At 44.0% G+C, this 23,413-nt stretch carries 25 protein-coding genes; 4 read left to right on the plus strand and 21 right to left on the minus strand.

Annotated elements, in window-relative coordinates; all coding sequences use genetic code 11:
• Positions 1–80: 80 nt before the first annotated feature.
• Together WFI24_RS32385 and gyrA are read right to left on the minus strand one after the other, a co-directional pair.
• Positions 81–326, minus strand: a complete 246-nt coding sequence (locus tag WFI24_RS32385; protein ID WP_336765944.1) for a hypothetical protein — start codon at positions 324–326, stop codon at positions 81–83.
• A gap of 188 nt (positions 327–514) precedes the next feature.
• On the minus strand, positions 515–2,947 hold the full coding sequence (gyrA, locus tag WFI24_RS32390) for a DNA gyrase subunit A (RefSeq protein WP_336765946.1): 2,433 nt from the start codon (positions 2,945–2,947) through the stop codon (positions 515–517).
• Positions 2,948–3,288: 341 nt separating this feature from the next.
• Between gyrA and WFI24_RS32395 the strand changes: the two genes are divergently transcribed.
• Together WFI24_RS32395 and WFI24_RS32400 are read left to right on the plus strand one after the other, a co-directional pair.
• A complete protein-coding gene (locus WFI24_RS32395) occupies positions 3,289–3,906 on the plus strand; it encodes a CarD family transcriptional regulator (protein ID WP_336765948.1) in 618 nt (205 codons plus the stop codon).
• Entirely contained in the window at positions 3,906–4,562 is a 657-nt protein-coding gene (locus tag WFI24_RS32400) for an endonuclease III domain-containing protein (protein ID WP_336765950.1), read from the plus strand. Before WFI24_RS32395 ends, WFI24_RS32400 begins: the two co-directional genes overlap by 1 nt.
• 364 nt (positions 4,563–4,926) lie before the next feature.
• Here the strand turns inward: WFI24_RS32400 and WFI24_RS32405 are convergent, their stop codons facing one another.
• The 6 genes from WFI24_RS32405 to WFI24_RS32430 all read right to left on the minus strand — a co-directional run bounded on the left by WFI24_RS32405 (position 4,927) and on the right by WFI24_RS32430 (position 10,807).
• Entirely contained in the window at positions 4,927–6,144 is a 1,218-nt protein-coding gene (locus WFI24_RS32405) for a TraB/GumN family protein (protein ID WP_336765951.1), read from the minus strand.
• 348 nt (positions 6,145–6,492) lie between these two features.
• Complete coding sequence (locus WFI24_RS32410) at positions 6,493–7,788, minus strand: ABC transporter permease (protein WP_336765952.1); 1,296 nt, start codon at positions 7,786–7,788, stop codon at positions 6,493–6,495.
• The gene (locus tag WFI24_RS32415) at positions 7,781–8,683 is read right to left on the minus strand and encodes an ABC transporter ATP-binding protein (RefSeq protein WP_036668607.1); all 903 of its coding nucleotides are present in this window, start codon (positions 8,681–8,683) and stop codon (positions 7,781–7,783) included. The genes WFI24_RS32410 and WFI24_RS32415 overlap by 8 nt, the downstream gene beginning before the upstream one ends.
• Positions 8,684–8,703: 20 nt before the next feature.
• Positions 8,704–9,600, minus strand: coding sequence for an ABC transporter ATP-binding protein (locus tag WFI24_RS32420; protein WP_336765953.1), 897 nt, complete (start codon positions 9,598–9,600; stop codon positions 8,704–8,706).
• A gap of 14 nt (positions 9,601–9,614) precedes the next feature.
• Positions 9,615–10,004: a GntR family transcriptional regulator gene (locus WFI24_RS32425; RefSeq protein WP_036613231.1), complete on the minus strand. Its 390-nt coding sequence runs from the start codon at positions 10,002–10,004 to the stop codon at positions 9,615–9,617.
• A gap of 89 nt (positions 10,005–10,093) precedes the next feature.
• Complete coding sequence (locus tag WFI24_RS32430; RefSeq protein WP_336765955.1) at positions 10,094–10,807, minus strand: hypothetical protein; 714 nt, start codon at positions 10,805–10,807, stop codon at positions 10,094–10,096.
• A 179-nt stretch (positions 10,808–10,986) separates the two neighbouring features.
• Between WFI24_RS32430 and WFI24_RS32435 the strand changes: the two genes are divergently transcribed.
• Positions 10,987–11,259, plus strand: coding sequence for a hypothetical protein (locus tag WFI24_RS32435; protein WP_336765956.1), 273 nt, complete (start codon positions 10,987–10,989; stop codon positions 11,257–11,259).
• Positions 11,260–11,368: 109 nt separating this feature from the next.
• On the opposite strand, the gene WFI24_RS32440 is transcribed toward WFI24_RS32435, so the two are convergent.
• The 9 genes from WFI24_RS32440 to WFI24_RS32480 all read right to left on the minus strand — a co-directional run bounded on the left by WFI24_RS32440 (position 11,369) and on the right by WFI24_RS32480 (position 18,985).
• Complete coding sequence (locus WFI24_RS32440) at positions 11,369–11,740, minus strand: hypothetical protein (protein ID WP_145325544.1); 372 nt, start codon at positions 11,738–11,740, stop codon at positions 11,369–11,371.
• 142 nt (positions 11,741–11,882) lie between these two features.
• On the minus strand, positions 11,883–12,347 hold the full coding sequence (locus WFI24_RS32445) for a DUF420 domain-containing protein (RefSeq protein WP_336765957.1): 465 nt from the start codon (positions 12,345–12,347) through the stop codon (positions 11,883–11,885).
• Between the two features lie 35 nt (positions 12,348–12,382).
• The gene (gene ctaG, locus WFI24_RS32450) at positions 12,383–13,306 is read right to left on the minus strand and encodes a cytochrome c oxidase assembly factor CtaG (protein WP_336765958.1); all 924 of its coding nucleotides are present in this window, start codon (positions 13,304–13,306) and stop codon (positions 12,383–12,385) included.
• Between the two features lie 108 nt (positions 13,307–13,414).
• On the minus strand, positions 13,415–13,735 hold the full coding sequence (locus tag WFI24_RS32455) for a cytochrome C oxidase subunit IV family protein (protein WP_076332731.1): 321 nt from the start codon (positions 13,733–13,735) through the stop codon (positions 13,415–13,417).
• Positions 13,736–13,738: 3 nt separating this feature from the next.
• Complete coding sequence (locus tag WFI24_RS32460) at positions 13,739–14,365, minus strand: cytochrome c oxidase subunit 3 (protein ID WP_047840264.1); 627 nt, start codon at positions 14,363–14,365, stop codon at positions 13,739–13,741.
• Positions 14,362–16,212, minus strand: coding sequence for a cytochrome c oxidase subunit I (gene ctaD, locus WFI24_RS32465; protein ID WP_442956288.1), 1,851 nt, complete (start codon positions 16,210–16,212; stop codon positions 14,362–14,364). The genes WFI24_RS32460 and ctaD overlap by 4 nt, the downstream gene beginning before the upstream one ends.
• Positions 16,213–16,283: 71 nt before the next feature.
• Complete coding sequence (coxB, locus tag WFI24_RS32470) at positions 16,284–17,336, minus strand: cytochrome c oxidase subunit II (protein ID WP_145325548.1); 1,053 nt, start codon at positions 17,334–17,336, stop codon at positions 16,284–16,286.
• A gap of 565 nt (positions 17,337–17,901) precedes the next feature.
• The gene (gene map / locus WFI24_RS32475; protein WP_145325550.1) at positions 17,902–18,663 is read right to left on the minus strand and encodes a type I methionyl aminopeptidase; all 762 of its coding nucleotides are present in this window, start codon (positions 18,661–18,663) and stop codon (positions 17,902–17,904) included.
• Between the two features lie 133 nt (positions 18,664–18,796).
• Positions 18,797–18,985: a hypothetical protein gene (locus WFI24_RS32480; RefSeq protein WP_017690840.1), complete on the minus strand. Its 189-nt coding sequence runs from the start codon at positions 18,983–18,985 to the stop codon at positions 18,797–18,799.
• 398 nt (positions 18,986–19,383) lie between these two features.
• Between WFI24_RS32480 and WFI24_RS32485 the strand changes: the two genes are divergently transcribed.
• Positions 19,384–19,659 (plus strand): transposase, encoded by a 276-nt coding sequence (locus WFI24_RS32485; RefSeq protein ID WP_336765963.1) that lies wholly within the window; start codon positions 19,384–19,386, stop codon positions 19,657–19,659.
• Between the two features lie 109 nt (positions 19,660–19,768).
• On the opposite strand, the gene WFI24_RS32490 is transcribed toward WFI24_RS32485, so the two are convergent.
• The 4 genes from WFI24_RS32490 to WFI24_RS32505 all read right to left on the minus strand — a co-directional run.
• Entirely contained in the window at positions 19,769–21,004 is a 1,236-nt protein-coding gene (locus WFI24_RS32490; protein ID WP_336765964.1) for a M48 family metallopeptidase, read from the minus strand.
• 286 nt (positions 21,005–21,290) lie between these two features.
• Positions 21,291–22,568 carry a suppressor of fused domain protein gene (locus WFI24_RS32495; protein WP_336765965.1) on the minus strand — a complete coding sequence of 426 codons (1,278 nt, stop codon included), beginning with the start codon at positions 22,566–22,568 and terminating at the stop codon, positions 21,291–21,293.
• A gap of 18 nt (positions 22,569–22,586) precedes the next feature.
• The gene (locus tag WFI24_RS32500; protein ID WP_336765967.1) at positions 22,587–23,114 is read right to left on the minus strand and encodes an AHH domain-containing protein; all 528 of its coding nucleotides are present in this window, start codon (positions 23,112–23,114) and stop codon (positions 22,587–22,589) included.
• A 59-nt stretch (positions 23,115–23,173) separates the two neighbouring features.
• Positions 23,174–23,413: hypothetical protein (locus WFI24_RS32505; protein ID WP_336765968.1), on the minus strand; the 240-nt coding region annotated here is incomplete at its 5' end.

Raw genomic sequence — 23,413 nt, forward strand, 5'->3', positions numbered from 1 at the left:
ACACAATAGATTGCTCTAAACTAAGTGTTATTTCTTGAGCTTAGTACACGAATTATTAGTAATAGGATATGAGAATGTAATTAAACAGATACGCAAGCCTTCTGATTCAGTGTTTTTGTGAACAAATATGGCTTTTGGTTATAATGCCTACGCTGATTTTGCTGATCTCTTTTGTATATTTCAACTTTCATTTCTAAGTTAGCCACTTCTCTTTGAAATCTAGAAATATAATTTTTAGTATAATTAAGCCCGCTTTGTTCAGTAGCACAAAAGTGTACCTTAAGAAGGAAATCATTCACACTTATCTCAAATTTGTAATTATTCATTATCACGTACTCCTCTATTGCTTTGCTTGATGTAAAAAGACCTTATGATGGCTCTAAAGTGCCACTGACTTGTATGGTATATGTCGATTTAACGTTGTTATACGTTACGAACAAGTTGGACGATAACAATGTAATATCGACATCTCACCTTTACCACCTTAGGTTCTGATGGAATTTGTAAATAAATACTAATCTTCCGTTTCAGATTGATTAGATCGGCATACAGTGGCCACGGAGTCATCATCGCGCGTGTTAATAAGCTTAACACCTTGAGTGGAGCGTCCCATCGTTGATATACTTTTCATACTCATTCGAATAAGCGTACCGCTAGAAGTTATAATCATCAAATCTTCTTCACTGCTGACCACTTTTAAACTAACCAACAGACCATTCTTTTCAGTGGTATTTATCGTTTTGATTCCTTTACCACCACGACTTTGAATGCGATATTCCTTTGTCGGGGTCCGTTTACCATATCCATTAGTAGTTACAACGAGAACATCTTGATTAGGTTCCATAATATCCATGCCCACAACAATATCTTCTTTGTTTAGATCAATACCCTTGACCCCTACCGCTGTTCGTCCCATTGCGCGCACATTTTTTTCGGAGAAACGAATGGACATCCCCTTCGTAGTCCCCAATATTATTTCTTTTGTGCCATCAGTGAGTTTTACATCTACAAGTGAGTCCTCGTCACGCAGATAGATAGCAATTAATCCAGACTTTCTAACATTCTTGTAATCATTTAAAGAAGTTTTCTTTACTACGCCTTGTTTTGTCGCAAAAACAATAAAATCATTACTTTCAAAGTTCTCAACCTCAATAACTGCATTGATGACTTCACCTAGTTCAATTTGAAGGAGGTTAATTATTGCTGTTCCACGAGCTGTACGTCCAAGTTCAGGAATCTCATATGCTTTTAGTCGATAGACCTTGCCTTTATTTGTGAAAAATAACAAATAGCTATGTGAATGTGTTATGAACAGATGCTCTACAAAATCATTACTTTTGGTATCCGTACCCACAACTCCTCTACCACCGCGTTTCTGCGAACGGTAAGTTGAAACTGGTAAACGTTTAATGTATCCAGTGTGAGTAATCGTGACGATCACATCCTCACGAGGGATCAAATCTTCATCAAGAATATCCTCAGTATTTGATAAAATTTCAGTGCGTCTAGCATCAGAAAAACGATCTTTGATGCTTATCACTTCTTCTCGAATGATCTCTAGAACCAGCGAATCACTAGCCAGAATTTCACGATAATCTGATATTTTTGCTGAAATCTCATTGTACTCACTTTCAATTCTCTCCCGTTCTAAACCAGTTAGTCTCTGCAATCGTAAATCAAGAATGGCCTGTGACTGATCAAGACTTAGATTATAACGTTCAATCAAACTTTCTCTAGCAATATCACTTGAAGCAGATGATCTAATTAAATCTATGATTTCATCAATATGATCTAAACCAATTCGCATACCTATCAATATATGGGCTCTTGCCTCTGCTTTACGTAGTTCGTACTCAGTACGACGTCGTATGACTACGATTTGATGTTGTAAGTAATGATGTAAAATCTCTCGTAAGCTCAAAATTTTAGGTTCATTGTTTACAATTGCAAGCATATTGATGCCGAAATTAGTTTGTAACGATGTATTTTTCAACAAGTTGTTTAGTAAAACATTTGGATTAACACCACGTCGTATTTCAATGACTATCCTCATACCCATACGATCGGACTCATCACGTAGATCAGTGATACCATCAATTTTTTTATCTCGAACAAGTTCTGCAATCTTTTCCACAAGACGAGCTTTGTTTACTTGATAAGGTATTTCATGCACGACAATTCTTGACTTGTTTTCAATTTCTTCTATGGTTGTTTTGGCCCGCATCGTTATCGAGCCTCGACCAGTTTCATAAGCTTGCCGGATTCCAGAATACCCCATAATATAACCTGCTGTGGGGAAATCTGGTCCTGAAATGTAATTCATTAATTCTAGCGTAGTAATGCTTGGGTTATCTATCATGGCATTCAAAGCATCAATAACCTCTCCTAAATTATGGGGAGGGATATTCGTTGCCATTCCCACTGCAATACCACCCACACCATTAACAAGAAGATTAGGGTATCTTGCAGGCAACACAAGTGGTTCTTGCTCCTCACCATCGTAGTTAGGCTGAAAGTCTATTGTGTCTTTGTTGATATCACGTAGCATCTCCGTGGCAATTTTAGATAACCTAGCTTCCGTGTAGCGCATCGCAGCAGCCCTATCTCCGTCTATAGAGCCAAAGTTACCATGCCCATCAACAAGCATGTAACGGAGGGAAAAGTCTTGAGCCATTCGCACCATTGTTTCATACACCGCGACATCTCCATGTGGATGATACTTACCAATGACCTCTCCAACAATCCTTGCAGATTTCTTATATGGTTTATCAGAGGTTATACCAAGCTCAGACATTGCATACAGGATGCGACGATGTACTGGTTTTAGTCCATCTCTCACATCAGGCAGAGCTCGACTTACAATGACGCTCATCGCATAGCCAATGAAAGATTCTCGCATTTCTGTGCTGATGTCACGCTCTACTATTTGTCCATCAGGTTTGTTCATATTCATGACCTCTTTTTCTTTTAAAACATTGTCAATTTTAAAGTGACTAAGATAGAGAAATAATTCATAGTAAACATACCAATTTACTTGGTATAAGAGAATAACAAGCTACATTGGACTTTGTCACTTCAAATTATACCTAAGATCAATACTTACAAGTTATTTTGTAAGCATACACTTTTTATTGTCGTACTAGTCAAGCTTTTTTTAATTCAAGTTTCTTTTACTTTTGATAATGATGTTATTGCTCAAAAAATATATTGACAAAATTCTGTCCGGATGGGGGTTGACAGGGGGATGTTATAATAAGTTAATGACTGACTGAACGTGAGGGAAAATACATGATTGATATCAAGGTTGGAGAATTACTTTTCTATCCATTGCATGGTGTTGGGATTTTAGAAGAAGAAGAAGTTACACTCTGGGTCGAGAATCAACAAAGGCACTATTATAAACTCTATTTTAGCGAGCTCAAGATGAGCATTTTAGTTCCTCAGAAATCAGCGGAACAACTTGGAGTCCGCCCTCTCTCTAGCTTATCCATTTTAGAAACATCTCATATTCATTTTTTCAATAAATTCAGCAAATTACCTGTTCTTGTTTCAGATAGAAGGAAACTTTTAGATTCTAAGTTGAAGTCAGGAGAAATTTTCAACTTAACGGAGGTAATTCGCGATTTAGTATGCGCATCAAAGTATGAACTCAAACTTACTTCACATGACAAATATTCACTAAAAAGAGCTTGTGATCTGTGCATAAATGAACTTATGTATGTTGCAAAATTACCCCTCGAGAAAGCAAAAAGTAATGTAAAAAAAAGTATAGACCTACGACTGAATGGTAAAAAGAGCGATTTTACCTCTCTCGTTCGTGAAATAAGTCTTCAAAATTTAAAGAATACTAGAAAACAGACTAGGATAGAATATACGGAGAGTATAACAGGAAGGAACAAGAACTGATGGATCAGCAAAGAATAATTCTAATATATGAACGATTGCGCAAAACACAACCAACTTTTGTTGAAACCGATAATGATTGGATTGCCAAGGGCTTGTCCAGCACCCCTTTTAAAGCATTAGTATCCGTAGCAATTTCTACCATGACTACTGAAAAAAGAACTATTGACGCTTGTACAGCTCTTTATGACAAAATCTCTACCCCCCAACAATTACTTCAACTTGAGGATGAAGAATTATCTTCCTTGATCAAACCCGCAGCCCATTACAATAGAAAAACAAAAAACTTAAAAAAAATGTGTCAACAGTTAATTGAAAGACATAATGGAGAAGTTCCTTGCACTAGAGATGAACTGCTTGCTTTAACTGGCGTTGGGCGTAAATGTACGGATATCCTGATGCACTTCACTTTTAGCGAGCCAACCATTGCTGTGGATACACACGTTCATAGGGTTGTGAATCGTCTGGGAATGACACACACAATTTCAAGAGAGGACACCGCAGATGCAATAAATCAAATAACTCCACTTAAATTCAAACATCATGCCCATGAATGGATTATTCAACACGGCATGAAAATTTGCATCGCACGTAAGCCAAAATGTTCAGAATGCTCATTAACTGATTTTTGCGATCACTATCAAAATGAAGTGAAGTAACAGTTTAATAATAGCGTTGCTTCACGAAGTAGGAGTTTATAGCGTTGATAGATCAACGGAAAGGCAAAAAAAGATATCCCGAATAACAAGCCTGCCTTGGTGGTTGATTCCTTCCAATGAGTTGTAAAAAGATAAAAATAGAGTTGTAGGATCACTTAAAGAGTGGATTATGCAGCTCTATTCAGGGAGAGTCCGATTTAACTTTTGGAATGCTAAATGCACTTCATGTAGATTCTTAAAACAATTCCACGAAGAAAACCACAGGGAACAGAATATAGAAAAAGGCCGTGAGCTTCACTCGACCTTTACATATGGTGCGTTCACGTTCATCTTTTTCACTTATAATGGATGAATAAAACCAATATTATTTTCTATCCACCTTATACCCTTTATCCTCCAGCAACTTGACGATACCATGCTCGCCCAGGTAGTGAGCGGCCCCTACAATAATAAAGTATTCCTCTTTCTTATCACTCTTCAGGTATCCATTAATCTTGTCGGCCATGCCAATGTTACGGTCGATCAGCATTGCTTTGTTGTATTCCTCATTATCAGAGAAGTCATTTGTAAAGTTCAACAACCGCTTGTCATTGCCCGTTTTCCACATTTCAGCCATTTGGTTTACACTATCATCAAGAACATCAAAGTTGTCCAATGTTGCTTTCAGCGTTTCCTCTTGTAGCTCTTTGGAGAAGTCATTAAACATGCCCAGTTGAGACTCATAAGATTCCAGCTCGATAATGGGCAGTTTGCTCTCAATAGCCTTTTGAATGAAATACAGATCCACTCCTGCCGAAGCCTCATATCCAGCTGTCGCCGACTTCAGGCTAGCAAGTGTACTCTCTGCAACCCAAGGCTTGAATGCGTCCAGCGCATTAGGCTCCAGTCCGTTTTTCTTCAGAATATCCCCTAGCTTGGTATACGTCTCGCTTGAAACATGATCCTTCAACGTTGTTCCATCCTGGTAAGATCCCAGATCCAAGATCAACTTCTGTTGTGCCTCGTCAGCTGCTTTGCTGATATCGATCTCTACGCCCAGGTAATCCGCTTCAGCAAAAGCTTCTTCAAACTCCTCACGCAATGGGTAGAAGCTATCGTCTGCAATATGCATGGAGCCTACCAGATATACCGTGTTTCCGTTGCTCTCCACTTCCCACATGAAGCCGCGGCCACCCGTTTGCACGGCTGTTTCTGTTCCTTTGGAGACGAGTAGAACCGTACGCGTCTTCGCATTCCAGTTTACTTCATAACCTGTAGCGTCCCCAATAATACGGATCGGTGCATACGTTACGCCATTAATGCGTGTAAGCTTGCTTTTGAGAGTAATCGTTTTGCCATCCACTACTGCCGAAATCGTATCATCTGTCGCAGTTGTTAGCTTCACATCCATCGCGTCAAGTGTGGAGCGAAGCGGAACCAATGTAGTTCCCTTATTATTAATTGGTGCTCCTACAGTGTACTCCACTGCCTGGTCATTGACTTTAACGGAAGTCCCTTGAGGTGAAGCCATGGCCGGCGCAGCGGAAACGAGCAAACCAACCGAGATGGTGAAAGACAAAAGCGAACGTTTCCAGTTTTTCATATTATGTATTCTCCTTTAAGAAAAATATTAGTTTAAATATAACTTTATTATCTTAGTCACTACGAATTAAGATGAAAAGATGCGCCTACCTGGTTACACAGCAACACCTTTTCATTTTAATTCCTTACACTAATCCTTAAACCAGCCACAGTCAGTATTTGAGGTTCTTTAGATTTATACAAACGACATAATACCGTAAATCTAATTTAGTCCTCATTTCATGGAGGCTCTGTTGAAAAACCTTGATGTATCAAGAAAAACCGACATTTTCATTTAAAACTACCGACAGAATACCATCAACTTAGCGACATTCTAAATTAAAGTTAACACTATAAATCAGCACTCATCTTAGATCTTATATGCCTTCATGGCTTTGAACAATTCCTTAAAGGTTGGACGTTTACCGTACATCAGCACACCTGTGCGATAGATTTTGGCTGCAAGCCATCCGAAGATGATAATGGATACGATGAGAATCGCTAATGAAGTTAGAATCTCCCAAGTCGGTGCAACTCCTGCGCCGATTCGTACCAGAATCGCGGTCGGCGACGTGAACGGAATGAAGCTTGCGACTTTCAACAACAGAATGTTCGGTGTAGCAATACTGAAGATCGCAATATAGAAGGAAACGAGCGACAGCATCGTGATTGGCAGAACAGCCTGACCGAGTTCTTCAGTACGACTTACCATTGAACCAATGGCAGCGAACAACACGGCATACAGGAAGTAACCCAGAATGTAGAATATGAGTCCATACACAATAACCGCAATATTCACATCCGTGAGATTCATATTGAAGTCACCTAGCACTGCACGGTTATGTGGCAGCAAGACATTTCCGGCAACCACTGCGCCGAAAATCCCGATTTGCAGCATACCCACCATGAAGATACCGATGATTTTACCAAACATCTGGCTGAGCGGAGATACACTAGTAATCAGAATCTCCATAATACGTGAGCTCTTCTCAGCTGTGATCTCAGAGGCAATCATATTACCTGTCATCATGGTCGAGGTGAATAGCAGGATAATCAACAGGTACACCACAATATAATTAATCGGGCTCATTGCACCTTCAGACTCAGTGCCGGCTCCACTCTCATCTGTGCTCAGACTTTGCTCGGTAAGCTTCACAGGTGTAGTAATCAGTTCCTTCTGCTCCGCTGTGAGCACATCCTTTACAACCACATCCAACTTCACACTTTGCAGCGCAGCTTCAATGGATGCAATGATCTGAGGTGAGACCTCTTCGGTTGAATAGAGAATCGGCTGAGGGAACTCCTGCCCTGCAATAGCTTCAAACTTCAGATAGCCATCGGTAAGCCCAGCTTCTGCATCTGCTTTGAAAGCCGCCTCATCTTTGTCACCACTGGTGATGAATCGATAGGCCTGATCCCCTTGGGCTGAAGAGAAGCTCTCCAGTTTCTCCGAAACCTCAGGCTGCCCTGTACTCAGAAGACCAATATTTACAGGATTACTGCTTGAAGCTCCACCAATGGAACCCCCATTAAATAAGGTAATGAAATATGGAACATTGAGTCCTATAGAAATTAAAAGTGCAAGTACAATGGTCGTCACCATGAATGATTTCGTTTTAACCTTGTTTTTAAAAGTAAATCCCGTAATCGTCCCCATTTTATTCATTTGACTCACCTACCTCACGAATAAAGATTTGGTTAAGCGTTGGTTCCTTCAGTTCAAAGTGTTCCACTGTCGTCTGAGTCATGGCTGTTCTTAGAATCTCTTGAGCCGCTTCCACCTGACTAATATGTATCAAGTAACCGCGCTCATTCCGCTCGACTTTCTTCACACCAGACAACTGTTCGAGTCCTTCCACACTACCAATCGTACCCAGGAATACCTGTTCACGCGGATACCGGCTCTTGATCTCCTTGATCTCTCCTTGTACGACCGTGTTGGAACGATGCAGAATAGTAATCTGACGACACAACTCTTCAACGTGCTCCATACGGTGTGTTGAGAACAGGATTGCTGTACCTTCGTCACGCAATTCTTTGACGGTGGACTTGAGTAATTCCACGTTTACAGGATCCAGTCCACTGAACGCTTCATCCAGAATGAGAATCTGCGGTCTATGCACTACAGCCGCGATAAAGCCCATTTTCTGCTGATTACCTTTGGATAACTCCTCGATCTTTTTATCGTAATACTCAGGTACCTCAAACCGATTCAGCCAGTACTTGAGGCTCTGATCTGCGTCCTTACCATTCATGCCACGAAGTCGTGCCAGGTAATTAATCTGTTCGCTGACTTTCACCTTCGGGTACAATCCGCGCTCTTCCGGAAGATAACCCATAATCTGTTGCAGTTCCGTATTATAGGGCTTGCCGTTGTACAGGATATTCCCTCCGTCCGGGTGAATCAGTCCGAGCACCATGCGCATTGTTGTTGTTTTACCTGCACCATTGGCTCCGAGCAATCCGTAAATCTCCCCCTCTTTTACATTGAGCGTGACTCCATTAACGGCTGTTTTGTCTGCATATTGCTTGACGACTTGCTTCAATTCCAATCGGTTCATCATTTATCGTCTCCCTTCGGTTATTTCCACTGTACGGGTGCATACCCGGCAATCCAGAATGCCAACACTTCATCCAATTCCAGGTTGCGGATTTTCAATACCCGGCTGCCTGCCAGCTCCAGTCTTTCCTGCGCCTCAGTGACTCGGGTTGTTATCACGCGAATCAAACCATTTTCTTCCAGATGTGACTCTACAATGCCAGGAATACTCTCGGGCCGCAGATCCCCTTCATACCAGATCTCTTTCCACTGATCGAGCACGATATCTTTCTCAGCCATCCCCAATGACTGACCACGGTGCATCAATACAATGTAATCCGCAAGCCTCTTGACTTCATCCGCAATGTGCGTGGCAATCAGAATCGTGGTATCTCCTCCTGCCATAAAGCTTCGAAACTGTTCAACCATGACCTTCCAGGCAAAGGGGTCCAGACCGGACGAAGGCTCATCCAAAAGCAATAGTCTCGGGCGAGCTGCGAGTGCAGCTGCAATCTCGAATTTCCGTCTTTCTCCTTTGGACATCTTGATTAACTTCACATCATTCGGCACATCCATCTCATTCATGAGTTGGTTGAACAACTCCATATCCCAGCGCGGATACCAGTAGGCTCGAAAATTGGCTGCTTCCTGTGCAGTAATCCGGTTCTCCTCGAGCCCAGCATTATCAGCCACAAAACCGATTTGCTGTCTCAGTTCAATGGGGAGCGCTCCCTCATGCTCCGTACCAAACCATGTAATCTGTCCACTATCTGGCAGCACCACTTGTTGCAGCATATTGAGAAGCGTGCTTTTGCCCGAACCGTTATGCCCCAGAATGGCAATGACGTACCCTTCCGGGATGGTTAGATCAATTGGGCCAATAACTCTGCGTTTTCGCATTTTGGATACGCCATTCAACTGGATTGCTATGGGTTCCACGTATGAATCACTCCCTACTTCACGTAAATAGCCTTCAGAACTTCCCGGAACAGGCTCTCCATCTCTTCTTCCGTACAGCCTACCGATTTCCCGGACTGCACCGCTGCCTGCATCGCTTCCTGTGCGGCCTTTAATCTATAATTTTCTCTGTCGCCGGCTTCTACTTGTGCCACAAATGTACCTGTCCCCTGCTTCGTACGAAGCAAGCCTTCATTCTCCAGATCCTGATAGACCCGTCTAACCGTAATAACACTGCAATTCAGTGCTCCGGCGAACTCACGAATGGACGGCAAATGTGTTCCCTCCCCCAACTGACCCGTAATTATTAAAGATCTTAACTGATTTTCAATTTGGTGGTATAAAGGTTCAGCGCTATTTTCATTAATTTGAATGGGTATTTTCACATCTTGCACCTCGCCCTCCGGTACACTCCAGTCTGTTACCTGACCGAGCCGGCTTCATCCTGTATTCGTACATAAGCTTATATCTCATTTTAATTCAAATCCCGACGAACCAGCTTCTTCAGCGTTAAGCGACTAAACAGCCATAATCCCACTACTCCAGCCACCAGAGCAATCCACATGATCGGGGAAAGCAGCCCCCATGATTTACTTCCATCCATTACAAACCGCAATCCGTAACTGCCTGACATTCGAATCAGTAAGGATATGCCGATGGCGATGGGTATAAAAAGCGTACTGAGAACCAAGTATTTCTTGCCACTATGCAGAAACTCTCCGTAAATATACAACCCTGTTACCATAAGCCCATAACCTGTACAGGTGAGGCTAAAGGCCAGATATTGATCCCATCGGAATCCTTCGGCATGAAAGTTAACCACATATAATGATCCGTAGAAAAAGATACCATTGTACGCAAACGCCATCAGAGACTGCTGTAGCCTGGACCACATCACCACTTGTTCAGGGATGGGAATTCTACGATAGTAGGCCAGCATCTGCGTATAAGAATCCTCCTGTATGTAACGGAAGGAGCGCCTGCAGAACATGAACCCTTGAAATGGCAACATGATCAAAAAGAAGGAATCCACTACTGGATTAATGATATCTGTCTGTTGTTGTCCTAAAAACATCACACCGCTCATGCCGCCAGTGTATATCATGAATAATGCAGACCATAGCCATTGGAGCTTATCCTTACTCGTCTGGCTGCGGGTCAACCACCACGCCTGCTTCCATTCGTTCATATGCATGCCTGCCTTTCACCTGTCATTCACTCACTCATCTTGCTTACTGTGTTCACTGTGTTTACTGTGTTTACTGTATATATCAATATACACAGTATACAGACCAAATTCTCATCCCGTCAACCCCTAAATTTCCTGAATCAGGAAGATAGGATGGGTTGTAGATATGGATTGGCTGGTTGATCCTCCAGGATGAGCCTCATCGTCATTCTGCCAAAAAAGGCAGACACCGCATTCGCCGTAACAACGGTTATACGGACTCTGCTTCGGGATATCCGGTCATTACAGGAGATGACTCCTATGAACGACATGCCAGACACACACCGGATCTCAAACATCACGATGCGGATTCTTCATCAGGCACACATTCTCATCACAACAGTAATCATGGTAGCAGCAACGACAGTGGTGGAGATAGTGGCGGCGGAGACAGTGGGGGTGGCGGGGATTAGACTCATTCCGCAATCACAAAAAGAGGGCTGTACCCGTTATTGTGTAAACACAATTCGGGTACAGCCCTTTGCCGTTCTCTAGCACCTGTTAGAAGAAGAGGCCTTGCGATTAAACGAGGTTATAACCACTAGGCAAACTGCGGTTGCGGCGGATCGCACGAATCTCGGCCAGAGTCAACCGCTGATTCGTGGAGATCAGGGATTCCACGTCATTGCCACGGATCAGATCATCCAAATCTCTCAAGTTGGTGTTGCCTCGGAAGACCCGGAATCCACCTTGGAAGTTAGGACGTGTAAACACAACCAGTGTTGCATTCGAACTTGTTGAGAAAAAGCGCAGGCTCTCCACCCCGTCCAAAATATTGTCCAGGTTACGAAGACCCGTGTTGCCGCGATAGATGCGGCTTCTCCCTCTGTAGTTCTCTTCTGAATACACCGTAAGACGTGGATACGTTTGACTGACGTTGACTGTTTTTTTCATTTTGTTTCCCCCTCTCGAACTCATTCTATGAATGAATGAGAGAGGAAGCGTGGACGAATCGTCTGCTAGATTCGTCCATTTTCATATTTTCAGAAGAAATGAGTGGCATACATCCAAGAAAGCCGATAGTTAGATGTCTTCTTTATACGCCGAGAATTGCTTCCCATACCGGACGTGTATGACCACCAGGATATAACAGATACAACAGGACATACACGATAACACCTGTCAGTGCCGAGCCGAACCAGATCATGGACGTGAACTTGCCCCAACGGCGATGTGTTCCGAACTTCTTTTTGAATCCCAGCACCAGTGTGGAGATCCCGAATATGGCAGCCACAGTAGCCAGAATGATATGAAAGATCAGGAATATCCGGTAAAAGATCTCCAGATCCGGGTCTCCGCCCCAAGCCGTATTGCCCACAAATACCGTGCGCGACATATAGATCACAAAGAAGATCAGAGCCGCAATTGCTCCTGCGACCATGGCGGACTGGTGCGCCTCACGTTTGCCCCGAATAATCAGTGCCCACCCAATCCCCACCAGTACTGCACTAATCACAATGAAAGAAGTGCTGATCGTGGGTAGCCAAAAATATATATCCATCGTGTGTTCCCCCTCTTGTCAGAACATTTCCTTAATTATTTGGCAGCCGGATTGAGCGGCCCTCCTGTGCCTCCTGCGGGATATGAATCATCGTCATCTTCCTGTTTCTCTTTCCGATACCATTGGAAAAAGACATAAGCCAGCATGGAGGCAAAGATTACCTCCTGAATAAACTTCATTACAATGCCACCAACCTGCTGATCTTCCTTTGCCGAAGACAAAAAGTTGAAGAAGGCAGGCCCACCGAATGAGCGAAGTAATGCCGTAGAATCTCCGGACACACAATACCGCATTGCCTCAGCCCATACCGCCGGGTTGCTGTATGTCTGATACAATGGCTCGGACGCAAAGATAATCAATCCGCACGCAGGCGTAAGCAGCACCATATTCAAGAAAATAAAACCGATCTTGGATAAACCCGATGCTTGTCTGCCTTCTGGTAACGGATTCAGCAATGTCCACCACATGAGCATGGAAGTGATGAACAGTGCAATGTAATACAACCGGTGAACGGTAAAATTCAGCATAACGTAGTCATGTACAATCGGCAGGTGATACAGCGAGAACAGCCCGTTAAAGAGCACTGCCGCAACGATCGGATGAGCGAGGAACGATAGCTGACGTTTTGGCAACCAGCGCACGATTCTCCTCCATACCCAGATCGGCAATCCTTTCATCATCAGCGGCGGGGCTACCAGATAAGAGAACGCCATGCTCACCATATGGAAGCTAAACATCACGTGACCAAGCAGATTAAAGGGGCCCGCTTGAGCCAGATACAGGACGAACAGCCCTGTAATAAACATGATTTTCTGTGCAGCAGTCGCTGGCTCTGCATCCTTTATTTGCTCACTTAACGGTCCGACAAGCAATAAGTATCCTGCAGCAATGATCAGAAATAAAGCCAATATAAGCGGACTCCACAAGTCGTTGAAGCTAAAGTATTGCAACCCGAGCATACGGGAAACCTCCCCGTGACCTAATTTGATTGTAGCCAATATCTTTCTGAGAAGTTCCATTCCCCAAAAAGGGGAAAAGACGGCGGCAATGCGCCGCCGCCATCTCTTTTACCACCAGACCCAATAGAGTGCCATAATGATGCACGTAAAGGCTACGAAAAAGCCAAAAGCCATGAACAGAATTGGCATCAAATGCCCTTTGTCCTTCATGTGCATCCAGTAACCTAATTGAACAAATACCTGAAGAATAGCCATAACGAGCAAAATAATAATCGTAAAGGTTGTGTTGACCCCTCCGGCAGAAGCAGCCGCAAACGCAATCAGCGTGAGAATAATGGAGAAGATAAACACCACGACGTGTTTCTGTGGCCCTTCCGTCCGGTGACGGTGTTTCACAGGTTGTTGATCTGTCTTATCCTGTGCCGACATGTCTTAGCCCACCTTTCCGAGCAGGTACACGACCGTAAAGATGAACACCCAGACCACGTCAATAAAGTGCCAGTACATTGCGGAGACGTATACTTTAGGTGCAGTTACGACCGTCAATCCTTTTTTGAACAGTTGCCCGATAATGATTCCGATCCATACAATACCGAAAGCAACGTGGGCTCCGTGGAACCCGACCAGTGTATAAAATGCTGAACTGAATGCACTTGTGGTCATGCCGAACTCTTTATGTTTCACATACTCATAGAACTCGTATATTTCCAGTGCGAGAAATCCCATTCCTAGTACCACTGTGATACCCAGCCACAATGCCAGTGCATCTCGTTTGCCTTTATGCATGGCCTGAATGGCAAATACACTTGTCAAACTGCTGACCAGGAGAATGAACGTTGCAGCTGCCACGAGTGGCAGGTGGAACAGTTCATTCGCCGTAGGTCCATCATTCGTTTGGCCACGAAGAGCCAGGAAGGTAGCAAAGAGTGTACCGAACAACACCGTCTCGCCGCCAAGGAACAACCAGAAGGCTATAAGCTTGTTACGTCCTTCCAGCGTTGCTTTCTCCGGTTCATGCGGCAATTTGTCGTTCACCGGTTCGGCATGTGAGGTTGTCATGTTCTAGCCCCCTTCTCATCCTGATCCTCCGGTTCAATATGCCAGCCATGATCATCATAAAGTGAACGAAGTGCCATTGCGCCGAATGTGATCACGAGACCAATAATAACTACAATATAATTGTTAAAGATGACATTCATAAACGCATTACCAAATTCATCCTTGCTGAACATCAAGCCAAGTCCTGCGATAAAGATACCCACAGACATCACAAATGGCAATGGTGTTGCTGAAGGCATATGAATCGAACCTACAGGTTCTGCCGGTGTCATCTCCGTATGTCCTGCCATTTTTTCCTTCCAATAAGCATCAATTCCGCGTACCAGCGGCGTCTGCTTGAAGTTATATTCCGGCGGCGGAGATGGAATAGACCATTCCAGTGTACGGCCGTCTTCCCACGGATCGTTCGGTGCACCAGCTGGTTTTCTCGTTGTGATCACGATGTTCACGAGGAACATGATAACCCCAACACCCATTAGAAATGCACCGACGGAGCTGATCAGATTGAGCAGGTCAAAGTCCTGATTCGGCAAGTATGTAACGATCCGGCGCTGCATCCCCATCAGACCGAGGAAATGCTGTACAAAGAACGTTAATTGGAACCCGATCATAAATGTCCAGAATGTCCATTTGCCCAGTGTTTCGCTGAGAATACGTCCGAACATCTTTGGCCACCAGTAATGTAATCCTGAGAACAATCCAAGTACGAGCCCCCCTACAATAACGTAGTGGAAGTGGGCTACAACAAAGTACGTATCATGGAACTGGAAGTCTGCCGGAGCAGATGCCAGCATAACGCCTGTAACGCCACCCATTACGAAGGTTGGGACGAATCCAACTGCGAACAGGTTTGCCGCTGTAAAACGGATCTGTCCACCCCACATCGTAAAGAGCCAGTTAAAGATCTTGATTCCTGTAGGTACGGCGATCAACATCGTGGAGATGGAGAAAAGCGCGTTGGCTACATTACCCAGACCGGTTGTAAACATGTGATGCGCCCATACCATGAAGCCCAGGAAGGCAATCAGGATGGTAGCAAATACCATGGAGCTGTATCCGAACAACCGTTTACGCGAGAAGGTCGGAATAACCTCCGAGATAATACCAAATGCTGGCAAGATAAGAATGTATACCTCCGGGTGTCCGAAGATCCAGAAGATGTGCTGCCAGAGTACCGGGTTACCGCCACCTGCGACATCGAAGAAATTCGCTCCCAGAATACGGTCAAACGTTAAGAGTACAAGCCCTACCGTGATGGCAGGAAAAGCAAAAAGGATAATGGCAGATGTAATAAATGTCGTCCATGTAAACATCGGCATCCGCATGTATGACATGCCTGGAGCACGCATTGTAATAATTGTCGCGAGAAAGTTAATGCCCCCAATGAGTGTTCCCAGACCCGCGATCTGAAGGCCTATGGTGTAGAAATCCACGCCATGCGTTCCACTATATTCACTGCCCGAAAGCGGCGTATATGAAGTCCAGCCCGCATCCGGTGCTCCGCCCATAACCCAGCTCAAGTTCAGTAACAGTCCACCAAACAGGAATGTCCAGAAACCGAGCGCGTTAAGAAACGGAAAAGCTACGTCCCGTGCCCCGATCTGTAAAGGCACAACAGCATTCATAATGGCAAAAATAAGCGGCATGACACCAAGAAAAATCATCGTTGTTCCGTGCATGGTAATCAATTCGTTGAAGACCTGTGCTGATACAAAATTATTCATCGGTTTCATCAGCTGAATCCGAATCAAAATGGCTTCAATGCCGCCGATTCCAAAGAAAAATCCACCCGCAACCAAATAAAGAATGGCGATTTTTTTGTGATCGACGGTGGTGATCCAATCCATCAAGCCCCTGTACCTCTTGACGCTATGCGCATGAGCCAAGGTTGTGTACCCCCTTCTTCGTCCTTGCTGTTCTATTCATAGTCCAATTTGTAATTGGCCAGATATTCGGCAATTCCGTCGATTTCTTCATCCGTCAACCCAAGATCTTTGGGATTCGGCATGGTGTTACCCGGCTTCACGGATTGTGGATCATGGAGCCATTCTTTCATGTTATCCAGTACCGGATTACCTTCTTCCTGTCCCTCACGATAATTCAGCAGAATACCTGCGACAGATTCTTTGCCGCCGATTCCCGTCAGGTTAGGTGCAACAGGTCCACCTTGATCGCCAACAGCGTGGCAAGAAAGGCAGTTTGTTTTGAACTTTTCAGCCAATTGAGCATCTTCAGGAAGGACTGCGGGTGCTTTCATTTGATTCACCCATCTGTCAAAGGATTCCTGACTCACTGCTTTTACCTTAAATTCCATGAAAGCATGCGATCTGCCACATAATTCGGCACATTTACCGCGGTAAACGCCTTCATTTGGTGCGGAGAAACTGAACTTGTTAAGCGTTCCATCCGGGTTTGTGTCCATTTTGCCCGCAAGTGACGGCACCCAGAAGGAGTGAAGCACGTCAGCGGTTTTTAATTCGAATGCGATTTTGGTTCCGGTCGGGATGATGAGATCTTGAGCGGTGGTTACGTCATATTGAGGATAAGTGAATTCCCACCAGTACTGATGCGAGGTGACTTGGACCTTAAGTGCGTTTTTGTCATTAGACAGATCTTCGCCTTGGGCAAAAATCGTTTGTACCGTCGGTACTGCCAGAACAATAACCAGCAATAACGGAATGGCTGTCCATATTACTTCCAGCTTGAAATTACCTTCAACCTGTTCGGGCATCTCAGTCTGCCCGGCCCGTCTGCGAAACCGGATCAGGACATAGGCCGCTATGGCGAATACAATGATGAGCACCACGATCATAATCGCAATGGACAGCTTCATCAGATCGTATTGGCCTTGCGCCACAGGACCCTGAGGTTTCATTACCGACAAGTCTTCCCGCCCGCATGCGGATAGCAGCAAAGAGAACACCGCCAGCAAGGGGAGAATTCGCTTTGCAACCTGCCACTGTTTCATCATTGATCTACCCCACTTTTTTACGTTTTCGTAGATTACCGTTGTCGTTCGGTAGAAAGGCAACAAAAGGTACGTTTCAGCACGATACGCATAATCCTCTTCGTCATACAGAACGCTTACAAAAATAACGCTTCCAGTACTCCCGTCATTTCCTGCTCAGGGCATGTCTGCGCATTCTTCCAATTCATTCTATATGCTTCAATCACTTATTAAATATAAGTTGAGGGTATGATTTTGTCAATCTTTGGACACATGTTCACAAATTGTTCACTTTATGTAAAAAACCGCTCTGCAACTTGATTTGTAAACGATTTCAGTTAAAAATATTACACTCTACATTTGAAAATTTTTGCCAAATTTCGGTGATAAAACTTGATTTATTGGCGATTTTTCTCACATTGAAAACATGCGGTATTATGCAAAAGAAAGGTTCATTTTTATGGAAACCATCTTCCATATCAATTCAAAAGCCATGCATACCGCTCCATACTGCTTTCATTAAGTCCAAAATCAGCATGGAGCATTCCTGAGAAGTTCAACTCAAGTTATCAACTTCGCTTACCTTATCTCACGTGCCATTGGTCAGGATCAAAGGGCCATCCCCCGTTATGGCAACCGTGTGTTCATACTGAACTCCCCAACTGCCATCTACCGTTCTTACCGTCCACCCATCCTCATCCCATATAACGGCTCCGGAACTGCCTTTCGTAAAGATCGGTTCAATCGTAATGACCATCCCCTCGGTCAGCAGCATGCCGGTTCTGCGTTTGCCATAAGGCAGTACATTCGGCGGTTCATGAATATACTGACCGATCCCATGACCGATGAGAGGCTTCACAATCCCGTACCGATATAGTCGGGCTGTTCGTTCAATGGCGCTTCCAATATCTCCGAGCGTATTGCCTGGGACTGCCTGTGCTATGGCTCGCTCAAGTGCTTTCTCCGTACGCCTCATCAGCTTGCGAATGGATCTGCTTGGTTCGCCAATGCCATATGTCCAGGCTGAGTCAGCAAGCCAGGTGTCTTTGTTCACCACCATATCGATGGTCACCACATCCCCGCTTGCCAGCGCCTCATTGCTCGGAAATCCGTGGCACACCACTTCATTGACGGAGGCACAAGTCGCGTATGGATATCCTTTATACCCTTTTTGCTCTGGTGTAGCCCCATGTTCTGCGAGGAAATCTTCAACACGCTCGTTGATCTCTGCTGTTGTGATGCCGGGGACCATCCATTGCTCAATATGTTGGTGACAGCTGCGCAAAATTCGTCCTGCTTCCCGCATGTAGCCAATCTCTTCTTTGGTTTTCAAAATAGGGTCCACATGCATTCATCCTTCCCGCTGTAGGTGTACTCCCATATATATGCAGCAGGAACGCAAAAAAAACCGCCTGCCGGAGCTTAACGCCCGAGAGACGGTTCTATTCATTATCGGAACAGTATAATCAGAGTTGTGTGTTGTTTCAGGACACGGAAGAATCCATCTTGACAAGCTCATGCTCAACCACAGAAGTCAATTCTTCCTCATATCCACCCGTAATCCGGTATTTTCTCACGTACTCCTTCACGAATTTTTTTGGATCCTTAGGACGGAAAATCCGAGTCATTTCCCTCAAACTTTCTTTGACCTCATTGTGACCTTTCGTTGCCATTGTAATTCCCTCCCAAAACGTTGAAAGTGAATGCTCCGTTTAGAGAATGCCGAATAAGTCTTAAATGCCATCCATGAAGTTGTGTGCGCGGCTTAAAGCAAGCTTTAGGTCGGGAACCTCGCAGAAAGCAAGTACCTGACACTATAAATACCCGATATGATTCGGAATGAATCATAATCTTATTGTAGCATATTCGGAAGTATCTTACGACTTGACGATTTCCTCTAATAAATATAACGGTTTTTATGCCCAAAAAGTTTAATTCCGAATCATATGTAGCGATTACGAACATTCTATACGGAATTAATATATCCAGCATAACACTGAACTATTCGGGGGATATTATCACGGACAACCCATACAGTTAAATTAATGGCATCCAAAGGAGGCGTCGTCTCATGGACCGCAAAGAACAGGATATGCTGCCCCTTTCACATGAAAAGGTGGAAGTAGACGGAGTTTACATCAACGAAGCTGGACGTGAGGAACATCTGCACCGGGGGCAACACTTCCCGGCCGACCCCGTTCTAGGCAAGTCGGAATGGAAACTGACCGAATATGCTTATGATAATCACCACGAAGGACGAACCGATGAACGTTTGGTTCCCAAAGAAGACGATACTAACAAAAACGGCAAGATCAACAGCCCACGCAGACAGTTTCAGGGCGGGTAGTCTTGTTTGTTAAACGTATGTTGTGCTAGAAAAAAACAAGTGCAGTACAAGCCATATATCGGCTTGTACTGCACTTGTTCCATTTTAAGATAAATTCTTTTTTTTTGGATTAGTTTCCCCTTAAATCACTCAGTAGAATTTTCTGGGAGCTCTGTTCCAATAGACGAAATTCCTCGTTGATTTTCCGTTCTCTGGCTGCATCAGGCCGATAACCAGGAATCATTGCCCAATGCTCTCTTATCAATTCAATGCGATACATTGTTGGAGGATGATACGCATGATCCTGGGTATCACGTGTTACCTGCAAACGTTGAAGTCGAAGAATCTCTTGGCTTGGAACAGCAGAAATACGACTTCTGAATTCCTCATACAATTCCTTGTTGTACTGATATTCTGCCACTTGCTCAGCTGTAAGTGCAAAGAGGCCTGCCATCTCGGACTTTAAAAACAAAGACTCTACCGCTTTACTTCCAGCTGTTTCCGAAGCTTCATGATCTGCGATGTAGAAAGCTCGCTGCATCTCTGGCCTCATGCTCCAAAGCAATAAGACATATATCCCACCAACAATGGCAAGCAACAATAGGCGAAATATGATGATTGGGAATACCACCCAAGTTAATAAACCGCTTCCCTCCGGATTAATCGTGTCGAGCCAGGAATGAAGCACGTGTTTGGCACGTTCAACGAAAGAGCTATTAGATATGTTGGGGTGTGCCAACTGACTCATTTGATGACTAATTGCGGCTACCTTCTCCTCTAATGTCAAGGCTGCAAACAAAGGGATTCCCAAGACGATAGCTCTCTTTTTTCTTTTGAGATGTAGTATGTACCCGTTATATTCCTCATTGATGAGAATCATATCCACAGGCGGAACATTCATACGCTCACCAATCTCATCAATCATCCCATACAATTCGGGAAACTCATCTCTTCTGATGATTCTACCTGGAAGACGTTTCCGATACGGCAAGATAATCGTAATCCATAGAAGTACCAGGACAATACCTAATACAAAGAGCCAAGAAGAAGTGGTTGAAAAGAAATAAATTGCCAATCCTAGAATGGCTAATGTTGAGCTATGGACTAGAAGGGCAATCAAATAGGTAAATATACTCTTTTTGGTAAAGGGAATCTCTCTATTGATACTGTACTTGAATTCCTTAAGCAATGGATCAGAAGATTGTTCCCTTGTTTCGTTGTTCAATTTCTCAGATATGAATTCTCTACCTTGATCCCCTTCCCCATAAATGTTCCAATTACACTTCTCACACCAGGTCATATACCCTGGATTTACCTCCATCTGATGTCCGCATTCAGGACAATGCTCTTGCTCTGTGTGATACAAAATTTCTTCCACTCCTTGGATAAACTTATGTATTAGGAAAAGGTTATAAAAAAAGTAATATTTAACTTGAAAAGATATTATAATATCACTATATATAAATCGGGGTTTAATGGAATATTTTGAATATGTAGAAAGTCTCAAATTGTATGTGTATATACGCAAGTTAGATTACACTCTGTCTTATCACCAAAGCTTTCAACAAGAAAAAGATCGATCCCTTTGACCGAGATCGATCTGTTACACATTTAAATGCTACTTCGTCTATATCTTCAAGTATTTCACTTCACTACAGACAACTATTTTTCCTATCCCATTGATACACCGCCTCAACGCCATGGGCCATCAGCTTGCTGATCAGGGAATCCCGGCCTTTCTCAAAAAAGTGTATGATCTCCTCCCGGTACAAGGGTAGCAATGTATGGAAATAGATCGGCCATTCCCCCTCCTTCTCCTTACCCTCGTCCCGGTACGGCATGTTCAACGCTTCTGTGCATTGTGGAAGCGGCGGGACAATCATGACTCCACAGTAGGAGGTACTGTCATCGTACGGCAGGATTTGTGTATGCGCAGGTACTCCTGTCTCGCTAAACATTTCCTGATACGTGTCCGCCAGATCCTCTTCACTTTGGTTGGGGAAGACAAGCCACTGTCCTGTAAAATATCCACGTTGCATGATCTCTTTCACAAAGTGACGCATCATAGGTACGACCCACCCAAGAGGGCGATTCTCCCAGTTTTCTTTCGTCAACTGCGCATCCGCTGGTAGATGCATAACTATTTCTGCATATCCGGTATCCAGTGAAGCTGGCGTCATCCCCCGGAAGTAACTGTTCCCAAATGAAACGAGCGTCTGATATGGTACGGCAGCAGTCGGTTCAGTTATATAAATTTCCGGGTCGCCTGCATCGTTCGAATCTGCGGGAATCATATTCTGGATGGGTCCATAGAATGTGCTGATATGTGTCTCCGCATCCTGACGATCCGTTACTCGAATCCGTGGATTGCGTTCCACGTATGCTTCCGGGTCGCTTGACCAAGCTAATCGGAAGTGAAATCCCTGTAATCCCGTCTCTTCGACGCGTTGTTTGAACTCATCTGAGACAAACGTTTGACTCGAAATAATCGGGAGCTCCGTTAGCTCATAATCGTATGATATTGTCTTGAAGATATGTTCGTTGTTAATTTCCTCTTCTATAAAAACATAATTTTTAAATCCCCCGTACTTGTCAGCAACGGAACTGCTTTTATCAATGCAATCCAGAATATTTATAACGTTCATTACGTAATGTTCTTCATTGTTATATTTTACTGGTAAAAGCTCTACTTTATTTACTAGATAGTCTCTTAACGCCTCTACTGCTCGAACATTGATAACCATATCTGCTAGCTGACTAGTGATTCCGTAAATATCAGTATTGTCTTCTCCATAAGTGAGCTTCATTTCTAGTGTTGTCCATTGATTAGCAAGAGAGATCCCGTTACCAACCTTCTCCAGAACTCCTCTTTCTTTGACAACATCGAGCTCTTTAGTATCGACTGCATCAGTCATTTTCCATACTTTCAAGTATATCTCCTCATTTCATTAATCTTGATATAGAATCTCCAGTTTACCAGTTAACAAGCCTTCCCTTGTTTCCTCAAGAAAGGCTAGTATACGCTCCTTCTTGACTTGAGAACTTAGAGGTAGTTTATCTATTTTTTTCAAATTCTCTTCCATATAATTAATATACTCCCGACCATGCCTAAACATAGGATTCCCTTTTTTATCTATGTTGTTGAACGGGAAATGCGTCACTTGCCCTGGCCAATCCGACATTGCTTTCTGAGGGAGAAAGACTCCGTTTGCCGAGGAATTGATGTTAATTCCATACTTCTCGATTAGCTCTCGGAGCCCCCCTTGATTTACAGGCACGAGGTGATGCGCTTGAGAATCCGGCGGACGGGTAATACCTGCTTCTTCCAGCTCCTTTCCAAGTACTACGGAGTCCTGCCTGGATGCAGGATATTCCTTGCTGAGCTCCCATCCGTTACTTTCCTTAACTTTATCAGAATAATCTTCTGCAAGCTTCGAAGACTGAGTGCGTAACGTCTGTATCCGATCTGCATTCACATTTTTTCCAGCGATCAGCAGCTTATTAATCTCTTGCAACTCACGTTGCGTTAGATGTTCTAGATCCCCACTCTTACATTCTTCGGCTTGGTGCTTGCCGATGGACTATCTTCGGGAACCCATGTGTTTTGGGGTTTGGATGCCCCAGGGGAAGAAGGACTAGACTCCACTTCGCGGGGCTTCCCTGCCTCTCTCGAATCCACATGAGATGTGTTCGGCAATCCCTTCGAACTGCCAGAGCCACCGTCTTTCCCTCGATTCCCACCTGGTTCCGAGAACATGTGATTGTCGTTCTTCAC

The organism is Paenibacillus sp. USHLN196, assembly GCF_037144955.1.
Classification (GTDB): domain Bacteria; phylum Bacillota; class Bacilli; order Paenibacillales; family Paenibacillaceae; genus Paenibacillus; species Paenibacillus xylanexedens_C.

What these genes read in the sequence shown, in the direction of transcription:
- WFI24_RS32385 (WP_336765944.1), bottom strand. Translation starts at nt 326, where the DNA reads ATGAATAATTACAAATTTGAGATAAGTGTGAATGATTTCCTTCTTAAG.
- gyrA (WP_336765946.1), bottom strand. Translation starts at nt 2,947, where the DNA reads ATGAACAAACCTGATGGACAAATAGTAGAGCGTGACATCAGCACAGAA.
- WFI24_RS32395 (WP_336765948.1), top strand. Translation starts at nt 3,289, where the DNA reads ATGATTGATATCAAGGTTGGAGAATTACTTTTCTATCCATTGCATGGT.
- WFI24_RS32400 (WP_336765950.1), top strand. Translation starts at nt 3,906, where the DNA reads ATGGATCAGCAAAGAATAATTCTAATATATGAACGATTGCGCAAAACA.
- WFI24_RS32405 (WP_336765951.1), bottom strand. Translation starts at nt 6,144, where the DNA reads ATGAAAAACTGGAAACGTTCGCTTTTGTCTTTCACCATCTCGGTTGGT.
- WFI24_RS32410 (WP_336765952.1), bottom strand. Translation starts at nt 7,788, where the DNA reads ATGAATAAAATGGGGACGATTACGGGATTTACTTTTAAAAACAAGGTT.
- WFI24_RS32415 (WP_036668607.1), bottom strand. Translation starts at nt 8,683, where the DNA reads ATGAACCGATTGGAATTGAAGCAAGTCGTCAAGCAATATGCAGACAAA.
- WFI24_RS32430 (WP_336765955.1), bottom strand. Translation starts at nt 10,807, where the DNA reads ATGAACGAATGGAAGCAGGCGTGGTGGTTGACCCGCAGCCAGACGAGT.
- WFI24_RS32440 (WP_145325544.1), bottom strand. Translation starts at nt 11,740, where the DNA reads ATGAAAAAAACAGTCAACGTCAGTCAAACGTATCCACGTCTTACGGTG.
- WFI24_RS32445 (WP_336765957.1), bottom strand. Translation starts at nt 12,347, where the DNA reads ATGGATATATATTTTTGGCTACCCACGATCAGCACTTCTTTCATTGTG.
- ctaG (WP_336765958.1), bottom strand. Translation starts at nt 13,306, where the DNA reads ATGCTCGGGTTGCAATACTTTAGCTTCAACGACTTGTGGAGTCCGCTT.
- WFI24_RS32455 (WP_076332731.1), bottom strand. Translation starts at nt 13,735, where the DNA reads ATGTCGGCACAGGATAAGACAGATCAACAACCTGTGAAACACCGTCAC.
- WFI24_RS32460 (WP_047840264.1), bottom strand. Translation starts at nt 14,365, where the DNA reads ATGACAACCTCACATGCCGAACCGGTGAACGACAAATTGCCGCATGAA.
- ctaD (WP_442956288.1), bottom strand. Translation starts at nt 16,212, where the DNA reads ATGGATTGGATCACCACCGTCGATCACAAAAAAATCGCCATTCTTTAT.
- coxB (WP_145325548.1), bottom strand. Translation starts at nt 17,336, where the DNA reads ATGATGAAACAGTGGCAGGTTGCAAAGCGAATTCTCCCCTTGCTGGCG.
- map (WP_145325550.1), bottom strand. Translation starts at nt 18,663, where the DNA reads ATGCATGTGGACCCTATTTTGAAAACCAAAGAAGAGATTGGCTACATG.
- WFI24_RS32480 (WP_017690840.1), bottom strand. Translation starts at nt 18,985, where the DNA reads ATGGCAACGAAAGGTCACAATGAGGTCAAAGAAAGTTTGAGGGAAATG.
- WFI24_RS32485 (WP_336765963.1), top strand. Translation starts at nt 19,384, where the DNA reads ATGGACCGCAAAGAACAGGATATGCTGCCCCTTTCACATGAAAAGGTG.